This is a genomic window from Sphingomonas hankookensis (assembly GCF_028551275.1).
GTDB lineage: Bacteria > Pseudomonadota > Alphaproteobacteria > Sphingomonadales > Sphingomonadaceae > Sphingomonas > Sphingomonas hankookensis_A.
Genome location: NZ_CP117025.1, coordinates 1,290,274 through 1,310,942, shown reverse-complemented (window position 1 = coordinate 1,310,942; position 20,669 = coordinate 1,290,274). Strand labels below are relative to the sequence as shown.

General features: G+C 68.2%; 10 protein-coding genes. 5 read left to right on the top strand and 5 right to left on the bottom strand.

Translation table 11 applies throughout. From position 1 onward, the window contains the following. Positions 1-41 precede the first annotated feature (41 nt). From nagE to PPZ50_RS06170, 5 genes are read right to left on the bottom strand one after another with little or no spacing between them, the layout of a single operon-like run. A complete protein-coding gene (gene nagE, locus PPZ50_RS06190; RefSeq protein ID WP_066693588.1) occupies positions 42-1,715 on the bottom strand; it encodes an N-acetylglucosamine-specific PTS transporter subunit IIBC in 1,674 nt (557 codons plus the stop codon). Next, the gene (gene ptsP, locus PPZ50_RS06185) at positions 1,712-4,219 is read right to left on the bottom strand and encodes a phosphoenolpyruvate--protein phosphotransferase (RefSeq protein ID WP_066693593.1); all 2,508 of its coding nucleotides are present in this window, start codon (positions 4,217-4,219) and stop codon (positions 1,712-1,714) included. Before ptsP ends, nagE begins: the two co-directional genes overlap by 4 nt. 58 nt (positions 4,220-4,277) lie before the next feature. Next, complete coding sequence (nagA, locus tag PPZ50_RS06180; RefSeq protein ID WP_066693596.1) at positions 4,278-5,405, bottom strand: N-acetylglucosamine-6-phosphate deacetylase; 1,128 nt, start codon at positions 5,403-5,405, stop codon at positions 4,278-4,280. After that, a complete protein-coding gene (locus tag PPZ50_RS06175; RefSeq protein WP_066693599.1) occupies positions 5,402-6,460 on the bottom strand; it encodes an SIS domain-containing protein in 1,059 nt (352 codons plus the stop codon). Before PPZ50_RS06175 ends, nagA begins: the two co-directional genes overlap by 4 nt. Positions 6,461-6,491: 31 nt before the next feature. Further along, positions 6,492-7,202, bottom strand: a complete 711-nt coding sequence (locus PPZ50_RS06170) for a GntR family transcriptional regulator (protein ID WP_232308055.1) — start codon at positions 7,200-7,202, stop codon at positions 6,492-6,494. A 509-nt stretch (positions 7,203-7,711) separates the two neighbouring features. Between PPZ50_RS06170 and PPZ50_RS06165 the strand changes: the two genes are divergently transcribed. The 5 genes from PPZ50_RS06165 (at position 7,712) to PPZ50_RS06145 (ending at position 20,342) form a co-directional block, all read left to right on the top strand. Continuing rightward, positions 7,712-10,435, top strand: coding sequence for a TonB-dependent receptor (locus PPZ50_RS06165; RefSeq protein ID WP_126014120.1), 2,724 nt, complete (start codon positions 7,712-7,714; stop codon positions 10,433-10,435). Between the two features lie 139 nt (positions 10,436-10,574). Further along, positions 10,575-12,863, top strand: a complete 2,289-nt coding sequence (locus PPZ50_RS06160; protein ID WP_084401793.1) for a beta-N-acetylhexosaminidase — start codon at positions 10,575-10,577, stop codon at positions 12,861-12,863. Then, the gene (locus tag PPZ50_RS06155) at positions 12,860-15,472 is read left to right on the top strand and encodes a beta-mannosidase (RefSeq protein WP_066693607.1); all 2,613 of its coding nucleotides are present in this window, start codon (positions 12,860-12,862) and stop codon (positions 15,470-15,472) included. The genes PPZ50_RS06160 and PPZ50_RS06155 overlap by 4 nt, the downstream gene beginning before the upstream one ends. After that, entirely contained in the window at positions 15,469-18,051 is a 2,583-nt protein-coding gene (locus PPZ50_RS06150) for a glycoside hydrolase family 3 C-terminal domain-containing protein (protein ID WP_066693609.1), read from the top strand. The genes PPZ50_RS06155 and PPZ50_RS06150 overlap by 4 nt, the downstream gene beginning before the upstream one ends. Next, entirely contained in the window at positions 18,048-20,342 is a 2,295-nt protein-coding gene (locus PPZ50_RS06145) for a GH92 family glycosyl hydrolase (RefSeq protein WP_066693611.1), read from the top strand. The genes PPZ50_RS06150 and PPZ50_RS06145 overlap by 4 nt, the downstream gene beginning before the upstream one ends. The last annotated feature ends 327 nt before the right edge of the window (positions 20,343-20,669 follow it).

The window sequence follows — 20,669 nt, the reverse complement described above, 5'->3', positions numbered from 1 at the left end:
CTTGCCCGGCGTGCTATTTGAGCAACACACCGGGAACGTTCTCAAACCAGCAGGTGCAGCGTGGTCGGGGTCAACTGCGCCGCGCCGCGCACCCCCGGCAGGGTCGCGACATCGACCGGGCGTGCGTCCCGCAGTTCGACGCGTACCCGGCCGGCCAGCGTCCGGGCTTCGCGGATCGCCCCTGCCCCGCCCAATGCGGCGACGAGCGCCGGCGGCAGGTCGGCCGTGGCCCCCGCCGATTCGGAAGACGGGAAAGCGACGGCAGCCATCGGCGCGCCCGCCCCGGCCGCGCGGATTTCCTCCGCCACCTGATCGGCGATCGGGCCGACGATCACCTGCACCGCCCGGTCCGACGGTCGGATCACGCCCATCGCGCCGAGCGACTTGAGCGCAGCTTCGTCGACCAATGCCTGATCGGCGACCACCAGTCGCAGCCGCGTCGTGCAGGCGCCGATGCTGGCGAGGTTCGCGCTGCCGCCCAGTGCCGCCAGGAACGCCCGTCCCCGAACGCCCCCCTCGGCCGGCGCCCCGCCCATCGGCGCGGCGCTGGCGTCACGCCCCGGCGTCTTCAGGTCGAACCGGACGATGAAGAAGCGGAACACGCCATAATAGACCGCGAAATAGACCGCGCCGATCGGCAGCAGCAGCAGCGGCTGCGTCGCCTTTCCATAATTCAGCACATAGTCGAACAGCCCGGCCGAAAAGCCGAAGCCCAGCCGCACGCCCAGCGCATCCATCACCGCCATCGACACGCCGGTCAGCACCGCATGGATCGCGTAGAGCACGGGGGCGAGGAACATGAAGGAGAATTCGATCGGCTCAGTCACACCGGTCAGGAAACTTGTTAACGCTAGGCTGAGCAGCATGCCGCCCACCGCCTTGCGCCGGTCGGGCAATGCCGAGCGGTACATGGCGAGGCATGCGGCGGGCAGGCCGAACATCATGATCGGGAAAAACCCGGCCATGAACGCACCGGCATTGGGGTCGCCGGCAAAGAAGCGCCGCAGGTCGCCGGTGGTGCCGTTGAAGTCGCCCAGTACGAACCATGCGACATTGTTGAGGATATGGTGCAGCCCGGTCACCAGCAGCAGCCGGTTGAGCAGGCCGAACCCGAACAGCCCGATGCTGCCCGATGCCACCAGGGCGCGACTGGTCAGGTCGAGCGCCGCGCTGATCCCCGCAAAGCTCAGCCCCACCAGCACGGCGATGGCGATGCCGGCCAGCCCGCTGACGATCGGCACGAAACGGCGACCGCCGAAGAAGGCGAGATATTCCGGCACCTTGATCGTCGCGAACCGGTTGTAGAAACTGCCGCCGATCAGGCCGGAGACGATGCCGATCGGCACGTCGAGCTTGGCGAAGGCCTTTACCTTCCACGCCGCGGACAGGGTCGCGGCGGTCGCTTCGTCGAAGCCGCGCGTGATCTCCGGCGGCACGGTCAGGAACACCGGCCCGCCATTCTTGACGACCAGATAGCAGACGACCCCGGCAAGACACGCCGCGCCGTTGCCGTCGCGCGCGATGCCGCAAGCGACGCCGATCGCGAACAACAGCCCCAGATTGTTGAAGAGCGCATCGCCCGCCGCCGCAAGCAGGCCGATGTCGAGCAGGTCGGGCTGGCCCAGCCGCAGCAGCAGCCCCGCCACCGGCAGGACCGCGATCGGCAGCATCAGCGCGCGGCCGATGGGTTGCAACGCTTCGACGACGGACCTCATGCGGCAAGCTCCTGACAAAATTCGCGGGCCATGGCGCGGACCTCACGCGGCGACGATGCCGCCAGCGCGCGGAGGGCAAGGCGGTGGCAGGCGGCGGTATCGAGCCGGCGGACCAGCGCCTTCAATTCGGGGACGAAGCGCGGGGAAGCCGACAATTCGGTGATGCCGAGGCCGATCAGCAACGGCACCGCCAACCGGTCGGAGGCAAGCCCGCCGCAGACACCGACCCAGCGGCCGTGACGCTTCGCCCCGTCGGTCGTATGCGCGATCAGTTGCAGCACCGCCGGGTGGAGGCCGTCGACACCGCCGGCGACCGCCGGATTGCCGCGATCCATGGCCAGCGCATATTGGGTCAGGTCGTTGGTGCCGATCGACAGGAAATCGGCATGGGCGGCCAACGTCGCCGACGTGACCGCCGCCGCCGGGGTTTCGACCATGATGCCGACCTCGACCCGCTCCGTAATGTCCATCTCGACGCGCAGCCGGTCGACGACCGCACGGACGGCGGTAATCTCGTCGACGCTGGCGACCATCGGCACCATGATCCGGCATTGCCCGACCGGCTGCACCGACAGGATGCCGCGCAGCTGTGCCTCAAGGATGTCCGGCATGGCCAACGCGACGCGGATGCCGCGCAGGCCGAGCGCCGGATTTTCCTCCGGCGCGATCGGCAGATAGGAGGCCGGCTTGTCGCCGCCGACGTCGAGCAGCCGCACGATCAGCGGCCGCCCCTCCAGTGTGGCGGCGATGTTGCCATAGAGTGCGGCCTGTTCGGCGGCGTCGGGGGCGGTATCGCGCTCGAGAAACAGGAATTCGGTGCGCAGCAGCCCCGATCCTTCCGCGCCGTTCGCCATGGCGACGACCGCATCCTCGACCGATCCCAGATTGGCAAAGGCTTCGATGCGGACGCCATCGGCGGTGACGCAATGCTCGGCCGCCTGGGCGAGCGCGGCGGCGCGATCGGCGGCGCGGCGCTCCATCCGCGTCCGCGCCTCCGCCAGCGTCGCGTCGTCGGGTGCGACGTGCAGGACGCCATTGTCGGCATCTAGGATCAGCGTCGCCCCGTCCGCCACCTCGTTCAGCGGCGCACCCACCGCGACCAGCGCGGGCAGGCCCATCGTCGCCGCAAGGATCGCAACATGGGAGGTCGGGCCGCCCCGCTCGACCACCAGGCCGACCACGCAGGCGGGATCGAGCGCCATCACCTGCGACGGCAAAAGGTCGTCGGCGAGCAGGATCGTGCCCGGCGCGAACGCCAACGCATCGTCCGCCGCCCCGGTCAGTTCGCGCAGCACCTGCCGTTCGAGGTCGAGCAGATCGTCGGCCCGTTCGGCCAGCCGCGCATCGCCGAGGCTACGCAGCACCTCGGCCTGTGCGCGGGTCGCCTGTCGCCATGCGTGGCCGGCGTCGCGCCCGGCGCCCACGTCGCGGTCGGCGGCCTTGCGCAGTTCGGGATCGTCGAGGAACGCGATATGCGCCGCACGGATCGTCGCGCCCGCATGCGTGCCGTCCTCCGCCGATAACCGGTCGCGCACCGCCGCCAGCGCGCTGTCGAGCCGCGCAGCCTCCACGCCCGGCCCCTGTCCGTCGACCGGCACGGCAATGTCGGCGACGCGCAGCCAGCGCGCTGTGCCGATGGCGAAGCCCGGCGCGGCGAGCGTTCCGGCCAGCTGCCCCTCTGGCAGGTCGACGGGCTGGGCGGGCGGCGGGGCGGCGATCGGTGCGGCGGGCACTTCGCCCACGCCCTCGCCCATGCCGCCCTCGATCAGGTCGACCAGCGCGGTCACCGCCTGTGCCGCATCCGGTCCGCTGGCGATGACGCTGATCGTATCGCCATGGCGGATGCCGAGGCCCAGCAGGCCGACCGCGCCCGATGTCCGGGCCTCCGTGCCGTTCTTCGCCAGCCAGCAGGTCGCGGCGAAGCCCTTCGCGACCTCGCCGATCCGCGCGGCCGGGCGGGCATGGATGCCGTGTGCCAGCGGCACGCGGACATCGGCGACGACCCGCTCGCCGCCCGACGCCTGCGTATCGACCGCTACCGCACCCAGCGGCTCCAGCGTCAGCAGCGGATCGCCGACCGCGACCGCGCGGCCCCCGGTGCGATCGACGATCCGGAACGCGTCGCCATTGGTGACGATGATCGGCGTCATCAGCGACGGCGCGGCCTGCACCAAGGCGTCGAGGTCGAAGTCGATCAGCGGCTGGCCGCGCGTCACCATGTCGCCGACCGCGACCTTCGCGGTAAAGCCGCTGCCGCCCAGCTGCACGGTGTCGATGCCGATATGCATCAGCAGCTCGACCCCGCCCTCCCCGCGCAGGGTGATGGCATGGCCGCCGGCGTGCAGCGTCAGCACCTGTCCATCGCAGGGCGCATGCAGCGTGGTGCCCAGCGGATCGATCGCCGCACCGTCGCCCAGCATGCGTCCCGCGAACACTGCATCGGGCACATCGTCGAGCGCGGCCGCCCACCCGTGAAGCGGCGCGGTCAGCTGGATGGCGGTCATCAATGCCCCCTTGGGTCAAGGGCCCGGCCGCGCCTGCTGCGCTCACCGGGCCGGATCATCAGACGATGCGGTTGCCCGCGATCCACGTGCCGCGCACGCTCAGGTCGGCGGCGAGCCAGACGAAATCGGCGCTGTGGCCGACATCGATGCTGCCGATGCGGTGCGACAGGCGCAGGAAGGCGGCCGGGTTTGCCGACGCCATCGCCACCGCATCCTCGAACGCGACACCCAGTTCGACCGTGTTCCTGACCGCGGTGGCCATATCGAGGTCACAGCCGGCCAGCGTGCCGTTGGCATCGACGCACACGCCGTTCTCGACATGGATCGGCTGGCCGTTGAGCACGAATTCCTTCGACGCCGCGCCGACGGTCGGCATCGCGTCGGTCACCAGCATGAACCGGTCGATCGGCCGCGCCGCCAGCGCCACGCGGATCGCCGCCGGGTGCAGATGCGCGCCGTCAACGATCAGTCCGGCATAGATATTCCGGTCCTCCAGCACCGCGCCGACCACGCCGGGATCGCGATGCTTCAAGGGCGACATGGCATTGTAGAGATGGGTGACGCCGCGCGCACCGGCATCGATCGCCGCGCGCGCCTGTTCGTAGCTCGCATCGCTATGGCCAATGCTGACGATCACGCCCGCCGCGACCAGCCGCTCGATCGCGGCAACGTCGTTGCGCTCGGGCGCCAGCGTGACCATCACCACGCCCTTGCGGGGGCGCGTCAGCAGGTCGATCGCCGCATCGTCCAGTGCGCGGAAATGCTTGTCGTCGTGAATCCCCTTGCGCGCCGGGTTCAGGAACGGCCCCTCGACATGGATGCCGACGACGCCCGGCACCCCCTGTTCGATCGCGGCATCGACCGCGTCGAGACCGGCGGCAACGATATCCAGCGAATCGCTGATCAGCGTCGGCAGGAAGGCGGTGGTGCCGTACTTCGCATGCGCCGCACCGATCGCACGAATGCCCTCGACCGTCGGATGGTCGTTGAAGAGAACGCCGCCCCCGCCATTGACCTGCGTATCCACGTAACCCGGCACCAGCCAGCCGCCGTCGAGGTCGATGACCTCCGCGTCGGCACCGGCATGGAAGTCGGCGATGACGCCGTTCTCGACGCGGAACGCGCAGCTGTCCTGCGTACAATGATCGGCGAGCACGCGGCCGCCGCGAACAACGAAACTGCTCATCGGGTTTCCGTTACCTTGCGCAGGTGCGGCGGCTGATCGGGGTTCAGCCCGCGCCGCAACGACACCATGTTGACCATGCGATAGAAGCTCTGGATCATCAGGATCGGCTCGATCGCGGGATGGCTGCGGATCGCCGGCGGATGGCTGTCGTCGCTCGCCGCGTCGGCCAGATGCACCGCCGCACCACGCCCGGCAAACTCCGCCGCCGCCGCCCGGACATCGTCGCCGGCATCGTCGGAGGTGGCAAAGCCCAGCAGCGGAAAGCCGTCGTTTATGATCGCCATCGGCCCGTGGCGGACCTCGGCGCTGCTGAATGCCTCGGCATGCAGCGCGGAGGTTTCCTTCATCTTCAGCGCCGCCTCCTGCGCCACGCCGAAGCTGTAGCCGCGCCCGATCACGAACAGATTGCGCGCATCGACCAGCGTATCGGCGACTGCGCTCCAGTCGAGGTCGAACGCCGCTTCCAACTGAGCAGGCAGGTTATCGAGCGCCGCCAGCAGCGCCGCATCCTCGCTCCAATGCGCGGCGATGGCGGCAAGGCCGGCGAGCGAGGTGATGAATGACTTGGTTGCCGCGACCGAGGTCTCCGCCCCCGCCGACAGCGGCAGCACCGTGTCGGCAAGGGCTGCGAGCGGCGAATCCTCGACATTCACCAGCGCCACCACGCGCGCGCCGGCTGCCTTGTAGCTTTCGACGGTGCGCAGCAGGTCGGGGCTGCGGCCCGATTGCGACACCGCGATCACCAGCGCGTTCATCCGCTCCATCCGCGTCGCATAGACCGACGCGACCGACGGCGCCGCCGAGGCGACCGGAACGCCGCACAATGTCTCGACCAGATATTTGCCATAGGTCGCGGCATGGTCCGACGATCCGCGCGCACAGGTCACGACCAGCGCCGGCGGGTCGGCGCGCAGCGATTGCCCCAGCGCGGCGAGCGTGTCGGCGTTGCGCGACAGGAAGCGGGCGACCGCTGCGCCGCCCTCCCCCGCCTCGCGGTGCATGGCGGTGTGCCCGGCTGCGACCGGCTTCGGCCCGGCTTCGGCGATAGACGTCATGAACCCCCTCTTGGACCCGGCCGGCGCCGGATCAGCTTGCGTTCAGTTCGGCGACGACGTCGTACGCGTCGCCACGATAATAGGATTGGGTGAATTCGACCGTGTCGCCATCGGCCAGGAAGCCGCGCCGTTCGATGAACAGCCCGGCATGGCCGACCTCGACGCCCAGCCGCTTCGCCTGTTCGGCGGGAAACGCCATGGCGCGCAACCGTTGCAGCGCACGCACCGGGCGACAGCCGGTGACCTCCAGCGCGGCATAGAGCGACTCGCCGACCGCATCGACGCTGGGCAGGCAATGGCCGGCGATCGCCGAATATTCGACCGCCATCCGCACATCGTCGGCAAAGCGCATGCGCTGGAACCGATAGACCGGCGTACCGGGCGACAGGCCGAGCGACATCGATTCCTCGGGCGTCACCAGCCCGGCCGACTTCGCCACCCATGCGCTGCTCGGCACCCGTCCGCGCGCGACCATATCCTCCGAGAAGGACGACAGTTTCGAAAAGCTCTTGTCGACCCGCGCCGCGACGAAGGTGCCCGCGCCCCGCCGACGCACCACCAGCCCCTCGTTCGCCAGCCCCTCGATCGCCTTGCGCACGGTGATCCGCGATACGGCATATTCGGCGGCCAGATCGCGCTCGGGCGGGATGGCGTCGTCCTGCAACAGGATCCGCCGCTCGATCGCGCTGCGCACCAGCTGCTGCAACTGGACATAGAGCGGCGCGTGGGCATCGCCGCGCAACTGCCCGACCCGCTCGGAAAAGGCCGTACCGCCGCTAACCGGGGCGGACGAACGAACGATGGCGGAGGCGGACGATGCGGACACGCCCCTCTGATAGGTATGTTTTTGGTACTATGCAATGCCGATTCCGCAGGCCGGATCATGCCATTCAGCCCGCTGTTCGCGGTATCATCCAGCGAATTGGATCGGTCATCGCGGTCGTTTGCATAGGACCATGCGCTATCCGACGGAACCCGCCTTTGTTTTGGATTAAGCAATTTTATTGCGTCAAAGACTCGCACAACCTCGCCATAGGCGGCGATTGCACGCAAATCGGATCAAATTTCTCACCAGTGAAGATTGTTTTCATTTTTATGTAGATTTTATGATTGCGATTGGTCACATTGCCGTCGACCAAAACGAGCCTGCATGGAACCAATATAGGTCCAATGCTGGACGCATGTCGTCTCGCCCGTCGCGGCCACATCGGGGGAGCGCCTTTCGCGCTCGGATTTAAGGGGTAGGGGTCCATGGCATTTTCGCGTTTCGCATATCTGGCATCCACCGCGTTGGTGGCGCTCGCCACGCCGGCCTTCGCGCAGGAAGCGCCCGCGCCGACCACGACGGACGACGCCGACACGATCACCGTCACCGGCATCCGCAAGTCGATCGCGGACTCGATCGCGACCAAGCGTGACGCCGGGTCGATCGTCGACGTCATCTCGGCCGAAGACGTCGGCAAGTTTCCCGACGCGAACGTCGCCGACTCGCTGGCGCGCCTGCCGGGCGTGACGGTCGACCGCCAGTTCGGCGAAGGCGAGCAGCTGTCGATCGCGGGTGTCGAGCCGGCGCTGAACCGCCTGACCGTCGACGGCCACTCGGTCGCCTCGGCCGACTGGGGCGGCAACCCGTCCGACCGGTCGAGCCGCACCTTCAACTATTCGCTGCTGTCGCCGACGATCATCAGCCAGGCGGTCGTGTACAAGACCCCCGAAGCGCGCCTGCAGGAAGGCGCGATCGGCGCCAGCGTCGACGTCGTCACCCGCAAGCCGCTCGACCTGAAGTCGGGCACGATCGCCGCGACCGCCGGCGGCGAATATAACGACCGTGCGAAGCGCGGCAGCTTCCGCGGATCGGCGCTGTACAGCTGGCACAATGCCGACGACACGATCGGCTTCCTCGGCTCGGTCAGCTATGACAAGGAACAGCTCAGCCGCGCCGGTTCGGCGGTGTACTGGTATCGCACCGGCGACGCGCTGCTCGCCAACGCACCCAATACCGCGACGATCAACGGCAAGAACATCACCGCGCTGACCGCCGCCGAACGCGCCAGCTTCAGCAGCGCGCGCTTCGCCTCGTTCCTCGCCCGCGAATTCTTCAAGCAGGAACGTGAGCGCATCGGGTTCTCGGGTGCGGTGCAGGCCCGTCCGACCGACAACCTGACCGTGACCGCGACCGGCCTGTTCATCCGCGGCAATTACGACAACGTGTCGAACTCGGCCTATACCTATGGCTTCGAAGGCTCGCGGCTGATCTCGGCACAGTCGTCGGACGGCCTCGTCACCTCGGCGACCTTCGCCGGCATCCCGACCGGCCAGGCCGGCGCGACCGGCCAGCTCGACACCAATTATCGCCGCACCCGCCTGAAGAACGATTCGGTCACGCTGCTCGTCGACTGGACGCCCGGCGACTGGACGATCAACGGCAATGTCGGCGGCACCAAGGCGACCGGCGGCAAGGACCCCGAATATCTGCTCGACTTCCGTACGCAGCAGGGCTTCACCTCGGGCGCCAACGGCCAGAACACCGTCGTCAACTGGGCCAAGCCGGCCAGCGACCCGTCGATGTGGCTGAGCAACTTCACCGCCGTCGGCGGCGAAAATCTCGGTGCGCAGGATCTGGCCCGCAACGGCGGGCAGCAGTTCTTCGGTCGCCAGATCGGTGGCATCCCGCTCCAGTCGGGCTTCACGATGGACCAGGAAAAGTTCGCCGAAATCAACTTCAAGCACCCGGTCGAATTCGGTCCGATCAAGGAAATCCTGTTCGGCGGCCGTTATGTCGACCACGACAACAAGCAGACGACCTACAGCAACGCCGTCTTCACCAACCAGAACTTCACGCTGGCCGACCTGCCCTATTACGTGCTGCCGGGCGGTCTCTATAACGGCCTCGGCGTGTCGGGGAACGGCACGCCTTACGCCACGCTGGACAAGGACGGCATCATCGCCGCGCTGGCCAAGTACGGCAACAAGCAGATCGATCGCGGCTTCTCGTTCAACGAATTCTTCGGCGTGAACGAAAAGATCGCGGCCGCCTATGCCCAGGCGAATTTCGAAACCGGCAAGTTCCGCGGCAACGTCGGCGTCCGCTTCGCCCACACCAGCGACGAAGCGAAGTTCTACACCGCCAGCAACCGCGCGGGTCAGCTGTTCCCGATCTACACCTACACGCCGGTCAAGAACGACTATAACCGCCTGCTGCCCTCGGCCAACGTGATCTACCAGGCGGGCGACGACGTGGTGCTGCGTGCGTCGGCGGCGAAGGTGCTGGCCCGCCAGCGCTACAGCGACCTTGCCGGTTCGCTGTCGCTCGACGACAACCAGCTGTCGGGCAGCGGCGGCAACCCGGCGCTCAAGCCGTATGAAGCCACCAACTATGGTCTGTCGGCGGAATGGTATTTCGCGCCGGCCAGCTTCCTGGCGGCCGAATTCTTCTACCGCGACATTTCGAACTACACCGTCAACCAGGTGAACAACGAGACGCAGTTCAACGTCCTGCTCGCCCGCAACGCGACCTATGCCGTTTCGCGGCCGGTCAATGGCGGCACCGCGCAGGTCACCGGCTTCTCGCTGTCGGGCAACACCAACCTGATCTGGGGCTTCGGCTTCCAGGGCAGCTACACCTTCGCCGATGCCGAAGCCTCGCTGGCGACCGGCCTGCCGTACCTGTCGCGCCACACGCTCCAGCTCTCGCCCTATTACGAGAACGGGCCGTTCCAGGCGCGGGTCAGCTACAACCGCCGCTCGAAGTATTTCTACCGCTTCGGCCGCCAGTCGTCGCAGGACTATACCGACGCCTATCGCCAGCTCGACGCGCAGATCAGCTATGCGCTGACCGAAGGCGTGTCGATCACGGCACAGGCTTCGAACCTGCTCGACGAAACCTACTATCAGTACAGCAGCACGCCGAACGCGCCGACCTCGGTCTACAAGAACGGCCGCGTGTTCTCGCTCAACGCCACCTTCCGCATGTAAGGGGCCGGTGATCCGGGGGGTGCGGCCCGTGCCCTCCGTTTCGCGTGAAGGCCCCGGCTTTGCCGGGGCCTTTTTTCGTTCGGGCCGCTAGAGTTTCGGACAGAGCCGAATCGGCCTGCCAACCCAAGGGGAGTATCGCGTGAAGCACCGTCTGACCTGGGCAGCCCTCGCTGCCGCCACCGCGATCGTTGCCCCGGCATCGGCACAGACCGCCCCCCTCCTGCCCCTCCCCGCACAGATGACGCCGGCCAGCGGATCGATCACCATCGCGAACGGCGCCGGCATCGCCGCCCCGGCCGCCGACCAGGGTGCCGCCACCGCCGCGCGCCTGCTGGCCGACCGGGTGAAGGTCGATCGCGGCCTGACCCTGACGCCTGCCACGACCGGTCCGATCCGCTTCGTCCGCGACGCGGCCATAGCCGGTGACGAAGCGTACCGCCTGACCGTAACGCCGCGCGCGATCACCATCGCCGCCAGCGGCGACCGCGGCCTGATCTGGGGCGCGATGACGCTCGCCCAGCTGCTCAGCCCCGACACCGCGTTCGGCAAGCCGGTGCGCGTCGCCGCGACCACCATCAACGACGCCCCACGCTTCCGCTGGCGCGGGTTGATGGTCGACGTGACCCGTTCGTTCCAGCCGATCGATACGCTCTATCCGGTCATCGACACCATGGCCGCGCAGAAGCTCAACACGCTGCACATGCACCTGTCGGACGATCAGGGATGGCGCGTCGAGATCAAGCGCTACCCCAAGCTGACCGAAATCGGCGGCTTCCGCGTGCCGCCCATCGCCGGGGGACAGCCGGGCCCGAAGGTCGGCGGCTTCTATACGCAGGACGAGCTGCGCAAGCTGGTCGCCTATGCGGCGGAGCGCGGCATCACCATCGTCCCCGAAATCGACATGCCCGGCCATGCCCAGGCGGCGGTCGCGGCGTACCCTGAGGAGGTCGGCGTGCTCGGCGACCGCCCGCCGGTCGGCCATGACTGGGGCGTCAATCCATGGCTCTTCTCCCCCAGCCCCCGCAGCATGACCTTCATCAAGAACGTACTCGACGAGCTGATCGACATCTTCCCCGGCCAGTTCATCCATGTCGGCGGCGACGAGGCGATCAAGGACCAGTGGCAGCGCTCGCCGGAGGTGCAGGCGCAGATGAAGGCGCTGGGCCTGAAGACCGAGAACCAGATGCAGGGCTGGATGATCTCCGAGCTTGGCAAGCATCTGGCATCCAAGGGCCGCCGCCTGATCGGCTGGGACGAGATTCTCGAAGGCGACGTGCCGACCAGCGCGACCGTCATGTCGTGGCGCGGCGAGGCGGGCGCGGTCGAGGCCGCGAACAAGGGGCATGACGTGGTCATGTCGCCTGCCCCCAACCTCTATCTCGACAATATCCAGTCGACCGCCGGCGACGAACCGCCCGGCCGCATCGGGCTGCAGACGCTGGAGATGGTCTATGGCTATGAACCGGTCCGCCCCGGCGTGACCGCAGAAGCCGCCGCGCATGTGCTGGGCGCGCAGGGCAATGCCTGGTCCGAATATCTCGCGACCGCCAAGCAGAAGGAGCACGCCACCTTCCCGCGCCTGTCCGCGATCGCCGAATTCACCTGGAGCCCGCGCGACAAGCGCGACTGGAAGGGCTTCGTCGAACGCCTCCAGCCGCAGATGCTGCGGTACGAGCGACAGGGGATCGCCGCCGCCGACGCGGCCTTCGCCGTGACCTATGCGCTCGATGGATCGAAGGGCGACGTGCTGCGCGGCAAGGCGCCGAAACTGGCGCTGACCACCCAGACCGGCGCGGGCACGATCCGCTACACCACCGATGGCAGCCAGCCGACCGCCCGCTCGCGTGCCTATGCCGCCCCGATCGCGGTGAAGCCGGGGCAGACGATCACTGCCGCCGCCTTCGCCAGCGACGGCCACGCCCTCGCCCGCCCCCGTGCCTTCGACGCGACCCGCCCGGCGCTGCTGCGCGCGACCGGCACGGCCGACATGGTCGCCTGTCCGAAGGGCGCCCTGGGCCTGCGCGTGCCGCTGGTCTCGGGCCAGTCGGGCGATGCCCCGGCGTACAACGTCAACATCTTCGACACCTGTACCCAGGCGCAGAAGATGCCGCTCGACGTGGCGCAGGCGTTCACGGTGACGGTCGCCCGCCTGCCGCGCCACTATGGCCTCGCCCATGACTATAAGGCGCTGCGCGAACATTTCGCGGTGACCGAACATGGCGAGCTGGTGATGCGGACCGGCGGCTGCGACGGCACCATCGCCGCCACCTTCCCGCTGCCCGACCCGGATACCGCGCCCAACCGGTTCAGCTTTACCGGGACCTTCGCGAAACAGCCGGGTGATGCGGACGTGTGCCTGCAATTCACCTCCCCGCTGTCCGACCCCTTCTACACGGTCGACACGCTGCAACTGGAAAGCGCCAAGTGAAGCCTGCCCTGTTCCTGCTCCTCGCCGCCGCTCCCGCCGCCCTGTGGGCCGCCCCGCGCGAGACGGTGACGCTCGACAAGGGCTGGCAGGTCCGCCTAGCCCCCGGCGATACCGCGGCGAAGGAGCATCCGAAGGCCGCACGCTGGTTGCCCGCCAAAGTGCCGGGCTATGTCCAGACCGACCTGATCGCGGCGAAGGTCACGCCCGATCCGTTCATCGGCCTGAACGAAGCCACCATCCAATGGGTCGGGCGCAGCGACTGGGAGTATAAAGGCACGCTCAACGCCTCGCCGCTGCTGCTGGCGCGCGGGCATGTCGATCTGGTGTTCGACGGGCTGGACACCTTTGCCGAGGTGTTCGTCAACGGACAGAAGCTCCTCGCCGCCGACAATGCACATCGCCGCTGGCGCGCCGACGCCAAGCCGCTGCTGAAGGCCGGCGCGAACGAGATCCGCATCCTCTTCAAATCGCCGCTGGGCGTGTTGAAGCCGATGGTGGCTGGACTCGAAAACCCCCTGCCCGGCGAATATGACTCGACCGCTGGCGACGAGCCGGAAGGTCGGCAGACCTCGCCCTATATCCGCAAGCCCAAATATCATTATGGCTGGGACTGGGGGCCCCGCATCATCAATGTCGGTCCCAACGGCCCGGTCAGGATCGATGCGTGGGACGACGTCCGCATCGATACGCTCCGCGTCCAGCAGGAGGCGGTGACGGCGGTCGAGGCGCGCCTGTCCGCCGACGTCACCCTGATCGCCGATCGCGATGCGACCGTGCAGGTCGATGCGATCGTCACCGCCCCCGACGGCACCAAGGTCCGCGCCACCCGCACCGTCGCGGTGACGGCGGGCGAGAACCGGGTTAGCGTTCCCCTCACCATCGCCAACCCGCAGCTCTGGTATCCCGCCGGCTATGGCGCGCAGCCGCTCTACACCGTCGCGACCGAAACCCGCCTCGATGGCGAACTGGTCGACGCCCAGCAGCGCTCGACCGGCATCCGTACCGTCGAACTGGTCCGCGAGAAGGACGCGATCGGCCGGGGGATGCTGTTCCGCATCAATGGCATCCCCGTATTCGCCAAGGGCGCGAACCTGATCCCGTTCGACAGCTTCGGCCCGCGGGTCACCAATGCATACATGGCGAAGATCATGGGCGACGCGAAGGCGGCGAACATGAACATGATCCGCATCTGGGGCGGCGGCATGTACCTGCCCGACAGCTTCTTCGACACCGCCGACCGGCTGGGGCTGATGATCTGGTCCGACTTCATGTTCGGCGGCGCGATCACCCCCTATGATCCCGACTATCGCGAATCGGTGAAGATCGAGGCCGAGGAACAGGTCGATCGGGTACAGGCGCATCCCTCGATCGTGCTCTGGTCGGGCAATAACGAAGTACTGTCGGGCTGGGAGGGGTGGAGCGACCGTACCGCCTTCAAGAAGCGCGTCGGGGCCGATGAACAGGAACGCGTCGGGGTCGGCATGGCGATCCTGTTCGATCGTGTGCTGCGTGACGCCGCCTCCGCCCGAGACGCCGACGTCCCCTACTGGCCCGGCAGCCCGAGCGCCAATTACGAGGGCAAGCCCGATCAGGACGGCAATGGCGACCGCCATTATTGGGACGTATGGGGCGGCAAGAAGCCCGCCACCGCCTATCTCGACAGCTGCCCGCGCTTCATGTCGGAATATGGGCTGCAGGCGATGCCCGACATGGCGACCATCGCGAAGTTCGCGAAGCCTGCGGACTACGCGATCGACTCCCTCGTCATGACCGCGCACCAGAAGTTCCTGAAGGGCGCGGGGCAACAGCGGCTGCTCGACTATATCCGCATGCGCTATCGCGAACCCCGCGACTTCGCCGATTTCGTCTATCTCAGCCAGGTGATGCAGGCCGACGGTATCCAGCTGGGCGCATTGCACCACCGCGCCTGCCGTCCGGTCACCAGCGGTTCGCTCTACTGGCAGCTGAACGACGTCTGGCCCGGCGCGTCCTGGTCGAGCATCGACTATTATGGCCGGTGGAAGGCGCTACACTTCGCCGCCCGTCGCTTCTACGCCCCGCTCGCCGTCTCGGCGGCGCGCAAGCCGACCGGCACCACCGACATCACACTGATCTCCGACCGGACTGCTCCCGTCACCGCGCGCTGGCGGATGCGGACGATGGACATGGATGGCAAGGTGACGATGGCGCATGAAACCGCGATCCAGTTGCCCGCGCTGTCGGCGACGAAGGTCGCGACGATGACCGATGCGGACCTGTTCAAGGGCGCCGATCCGAAGCGTAGCGTGACCGTGGTCGAACTGCTGGTCGACGGCGCGGTCGCGTCGCGCGCGCTGGTGACCGCCTTGCCCGAAAAGGACATGACGCTGCCCGATCCGGGGCTCGTCACCCGCTGGTCGACGGTCGATGGCAAGCCGGCGCTGACCGTGACCGCCACCCGCCTCGCCCGTGCGCTGTGGATCGGCTTCGGCACGCTCGACGTGCAGGCGTCGGACAATTTCCTCGACCTGTTGCCCGGCGAAAGCGCGACGGTGACGATCGAGGGCAAGGCATCGGCCGGCTCGCTCAAGAAGGCGCTCCGGCTGCAAACGCTCGGAGCCGCCAAGTGAGCCTTCTCCTCGCCCTGCTCGCCGGCACGGCCGAACCCGACCCGCAGATCGCCGCGACCATCGCGGCGATGACGCCTGCGGAAAAGGCGGCGCAACTGCAAAGCACCGCCCCGGCGCAGGGCGATGTCCTGCCCGCCTATGACTATTGGAACGAGGCGCTGCACGGCCTCGCCCGCAACGGCGTCGCCACCGTGTTTCCGCAGGCGATCGGCCTCGCCGCGACGTGGGATGCGCCGTTGATGGAGCGGATCGGCACCGTCGTGTCGACCGAGGCCCGCGCCAAATACAACGCCCTGCCGAGCAAGAACCGGCGGCGCTACGAGGGGCTGACCATCTGGTCGCCCAACATCAACATCTTCCGCGATCCCCGCTGGGGCCGCGGGATGGAAACCTATGGCGAGGACCCGGTGCTGACCGGCGCGCTGGCGGTCGGTTATGTCCGTGGCCTGCAAGGCCCCGACCCGCTGCAACCCCGCGTCATCGCCACGCCCAAGCATCTGGTCGCCCATAGCGGGCCGGAGGCGGGCCGAGACGCGTTCAGCGTGCAGACCGCACCCTATGACATGGAGGCGACGTACCTCCCCGCCTTCCGTCGCGCGCTGACCGAGGGGAAGGCGCAGTCGGTGATGTGCGCCTATAACGGCGTCCACGGCGTGCCGGTCTGTGCCGCCGACTGGCTGCTCAACGATCGCATCCGCCGCGACTGGGGCTGGAACGGGCTGGTCGTGTCGGACTGCGACGCGATTGGCAACATCGCCCATTATCAGCGTTATGCGCTCGACAATGCCGCCGGCTCCGCCGCCGCGATCAATGCCGGTATGGATGTCAATTGCGGCACCGCCTACGCCGCGCTGCCCAGGGCACTCGAACGCGGCCTGACGACACAGGCGGTCATCGACCGCGCGCTCACCCGCACCTTCGAAGCTCGCAAGCGCCTCGGCCATGCGTTCGGCGCCAAGAGCCGGTGGGATTCGATTCCCACCAGCGCCCTCCACACCCCCGCCAACCGCGCGCTGGCGCTGGAGGCCGCGCGCAAGTCGCTGGTCCTGCTCCAGAACAACGGCGTCCTGCCGTTGAAGCGCGGCGCCCGGATCGCGGTCGTCGGCCCCAATGCCGACAGCCTCGACGTGCTGGAAGCGAATTACAACGGCACCTCCGCCGCCCCGGTAACGCCGCTCAAAGGGCTGACCGACCGCTTCGCCGTCACCTATGCGCAAGGGTCGACACTGGCCGAGGGCGTTCCCCTCCCCGTCCCGCAGACGGCGTTCGGTTCGGGGCTGAAGGCCGAGTTCTTCGCAGACCCGGCGATGACCGGCACACCGGTGCTGACCCGCACCGACCGCACCATCGATTTCAACTGGGCGCGCACCAGCCCCGCCGCGAACCTGCCCGTCGACCACTACGGCGTGCGCTGGACCGGCACGCTGACCCCGCCGGGGCCGGGCCGCTACACGCTGCGCATCGACATCAACCGCTGCTGGGACAAATGCTCGGGCCGCGACGCGGTGAGATTGTGGGTCGATGGCAAGGACGTGCTCAGCGCCACCGGCACCGCCGCCGTCGAAGGCGCCGCGAACGACAGCAAGTCCGAACGGATGGAGGCGCTGCTCGACTTCGCCGACACGTCGCCCAAAGCCTTCCGCCTAGACCTGATCCATGCCAGCACCGACGACAGCATCCGCCTGACCTGGATCGCCCCCGCCGATCCGCAGCGCACACAAGCCGTTGCCGCCGCGCAATCCGCCGATGCCGTTATCGCCTTCGTCGGCCTGTCCCCCGCCGTCGAGGGCGAGGCACTCCGCCTCGAAGTCGCCGGCTTCTCGGGCGGCGACCGCACCGACATCGCGCTCCCGCAGGCGCAGCAACAACTGCTCGAAGCGGTCAAGGCAACCGGCAAGCCGCTGATCGTCGTCCTGCTCTCGGGCAGCGCGGTCGCGATGGAATGGGCGAAACAACACGCCGATGCGATCGTCGCCGGCTGGTATCCGGGTGAGGTCGGCGGCACCGCCATCGCCGATGTCCTCGACGGCACGACCAACCCCTCGGGCCGCCTGCCCGTCACCTTCTACGCCCGCACCAGCGACCTGCCCGCCTTCGTCGATTACAATATGAAGGGCCGCACCTATCGCTATTTCGACGGCCAGCCGCTCTGGGGCTTCGGCCACGGCCTGAGCTACACCGACTACGCCTATGCCGACGCCAAGGCGCCGACAACCCTCACCGCCGGTCAGCCACTTACCGTCACCGCCCGCATCACCAACACCGGCAAGCGCAGCGGCGAGGAAGTCGCGCAAGCCTATCTGATCGCACCCGCCGCACTCAACCGGATCGGCGCATGGAACGATCCGGTCCTGCGCCACAGCCTCGTCGCCTTCCAGCGCGTCGCGCTCAAGCCCGGTCAGGCAAAGACCGTGACCTTCACCCTCGACCCGCGCCTGCTCAGCACCGTGTCGCTCGACGGCACCCGCGCGGTGCGGCCGGGCGCCTATCGCTTGTTCCTCGGCGGCGGCCAGCCGGGCAGCACCCCCGGACAGGAGGTCGCCTTCACCATCACGGGCACGCAGGAGTTGCCGAAATGACGACGCTTTCCCGCCGCGCCCTGCTCGGCAGCAGCGCGGGCCTCGCCGTCGCCGCCGCGCTGCCGGCGACGACCGTCACCCCGCCCCCTGCCCGCCCGAACCTGTTCGTCGGCACCGGCGGCGACGGCCATACCTTCCCCGGCGCGACGATGCCGTTCGGGATGGTGCAGCTGTCGCCCGACACCGACACCGCGCGCTGGGCGACCTGTTCGGGCTATCACAAGGACGACGGCTCGATCCTCGGCTTCAGCCACACCCACCTGTCGGGGACCGGCATCGGCGACATGCTCGACGTGCTGGTCGTGCCGACACGCGGGCCCGTGTTACTGGAAGGCGGCCCGCTCGACGACCCCGACAAGGGCTATCGCCAGCGGTTCAGCCAGGAGGTCGCCGAACCCGGCTATTACGCCGTCACCCTCGAAAGCGGGGTGCGTGCCGAGCTGACCGTTACCGACCGCACCGGTATCCAGCGCCACCGCTTCCCCGCCGGCCCCGGCCATATCCTGATCGACCTCTCGCACCTCGTGTTGGAGGGTCCGAACCAGCGCCCCTATATCGACGAGGCCGCACTCACCCTCGAACCCGACGGCACCCTGACCGGCACCCGCCGCGTGTTCCGTTGGGCCAAGGGCCGCCGCATCTTCTTCGCGATGCAGCTGTCGCGCAAACCCGATCGCGTCGAGTTCTTCAGCGACAACGACACCCCGGCCGGCGACAAGGGCGTCACCGGCAAGCGCCTGAAGGCAGTGCTCCATTATAACGACGCGGGCGCCGCGCCGATCGTCATCCGCACCGGCATCTCCGCCGTCGACCTGGGCGGCGCCAAGGCCAATCTGACCGCCGAAGCGAAGCATTGGGACTTCGACCGCTACGCCCGCGCCGCCCGGTCGGCATGGGCGCGCGAACTCAACCTGATCCGGTTCGACGGCGGCACCGAGCAACAGCGCGTGGTCGCGGCGTCGGCGCTCTACCACGCCTCGATCGGCCCGACGCTCTTCTCCGACGTCGATGGCCGCTATGTCGGCCTCGACCGCCAGACGCACACCGTCCCGCGCGGCGAGGCGGCCTATAGCGCCTATTCGCTGTGGGACACCTATCGCGCCTTCCACCCGCTCCAGACGCTGATCCGCCCGAAGCTGACCCAGGCCTTCACCCGCGACCTGATCCGCCAGACCCAGCAAAGCCCGTTCGGCCCGCCCGTCTGGCCGCTACAGGGGGTGGAAACCGGCACGATGATCGGCTGGCACGCCGTCCCCGTCCTCGCCGAAGCGCGCGCGAAAGGCATCGCCGCCGACTATGCCGCCGCATGGGGCGGGGTGAAGAAGCGCTCGTTCGACTGGACTACGCCCAATCTCGACAACAGCATCGGCGTGAAGGCGTATGACGAACTCGGCTATGCGCCCGCCGACCGCATCTTCGAAAGCGTGTCCAAGACGCTGGAGTTTTCCTACGACGATTATGCCGGCGCGTTCATCGCCGACGCGGCGGGCGACTCCGCCGGGGCCGCGCGCCTGCGCAAGCGCTCGGGCAACTGGCGCAACGTGTTCGACCAGCGGATCGGCTTCGCCCGCGGCCGGATGGCGGACGGCAGCTGGGCCGAACCCTACGCCCCCAATGCGCTCGGCCACTCGAAGAAATGGCGCGACTTCACCGAAAGCAATGGCTGGCAGGCGACCTTCCTCAACCAGCACGACATTCCCGGCCTGATCGCGGCGATGGGCGGCGATGCCGCGTTCGAAGCGAAGCTCGACGGCCTGTTCACCGCCTCGTCCGAACTCCCCGCCGACGCCCCGCCCGATATCTCGGGGCTGGTCGGCCAGTACGCGCATGGCAACGAACCCAGTCACCATGTCGCGTACATGTACGCCTGGTGCGGAAGCCCGTGGAAAACGCAGGCGATGGTCCGCCGCCTGCTGACCGAAATGTACCACGACCGGCCCGACGGCATCATCGGCAACGACGATTGCGGGCAGATGAGCGCATGGTATCTGCTCTCGGCACTGGGCTTCTATCCGGTCGATCCGGTCAGCGCGACCTATGTGCTGGGCAGCCCGCTGTTCGACCGCGCGACCGTCCAGGTCGGCGGCGGCAAACGGCTGATCGTCGAGGCGCGCGGCAACGCCCCCGACCGCCCCTATGTCCGCAGCGTCACCTGGAACGGGCGTCCGTGGACGAAAAGCTGGATCGCGCATGCCGATCTGGTCCGGGGCGGACGGCTGGTGTTCGACATGGCGGCCGAACCGAACAAGGCATTCGGGCGCGACCCGAAGGACCGCCCCGGCCACGCATGATCGCCGCCGCGCTCCTCGCCACCGCCGCGCCGCTGACGGTGCCGCTGGCCGCCGCCTGTGTCGTCGGCACCGACCCGGCGGCGCAGGTCCTGCGCGAGCGGTTGGCGGAACGCGGCGCTATCTGCCCCCCGTCATCCCGGCGCAAGCCGGGATCCATGAATGGGGAAACGGTCGCGCAGGAAGCGACAGCCCCCGACACCATGGATTCCGGCCTTCGCCGGAATGACGGGTTGGCGGGTCAGGCTACGCCCGAACCACAACCACAACCACAACCACAACCACGTCCGTACCCCCGCGCAGGCGGGGGTCCAGAGCCAAGCAAACCGA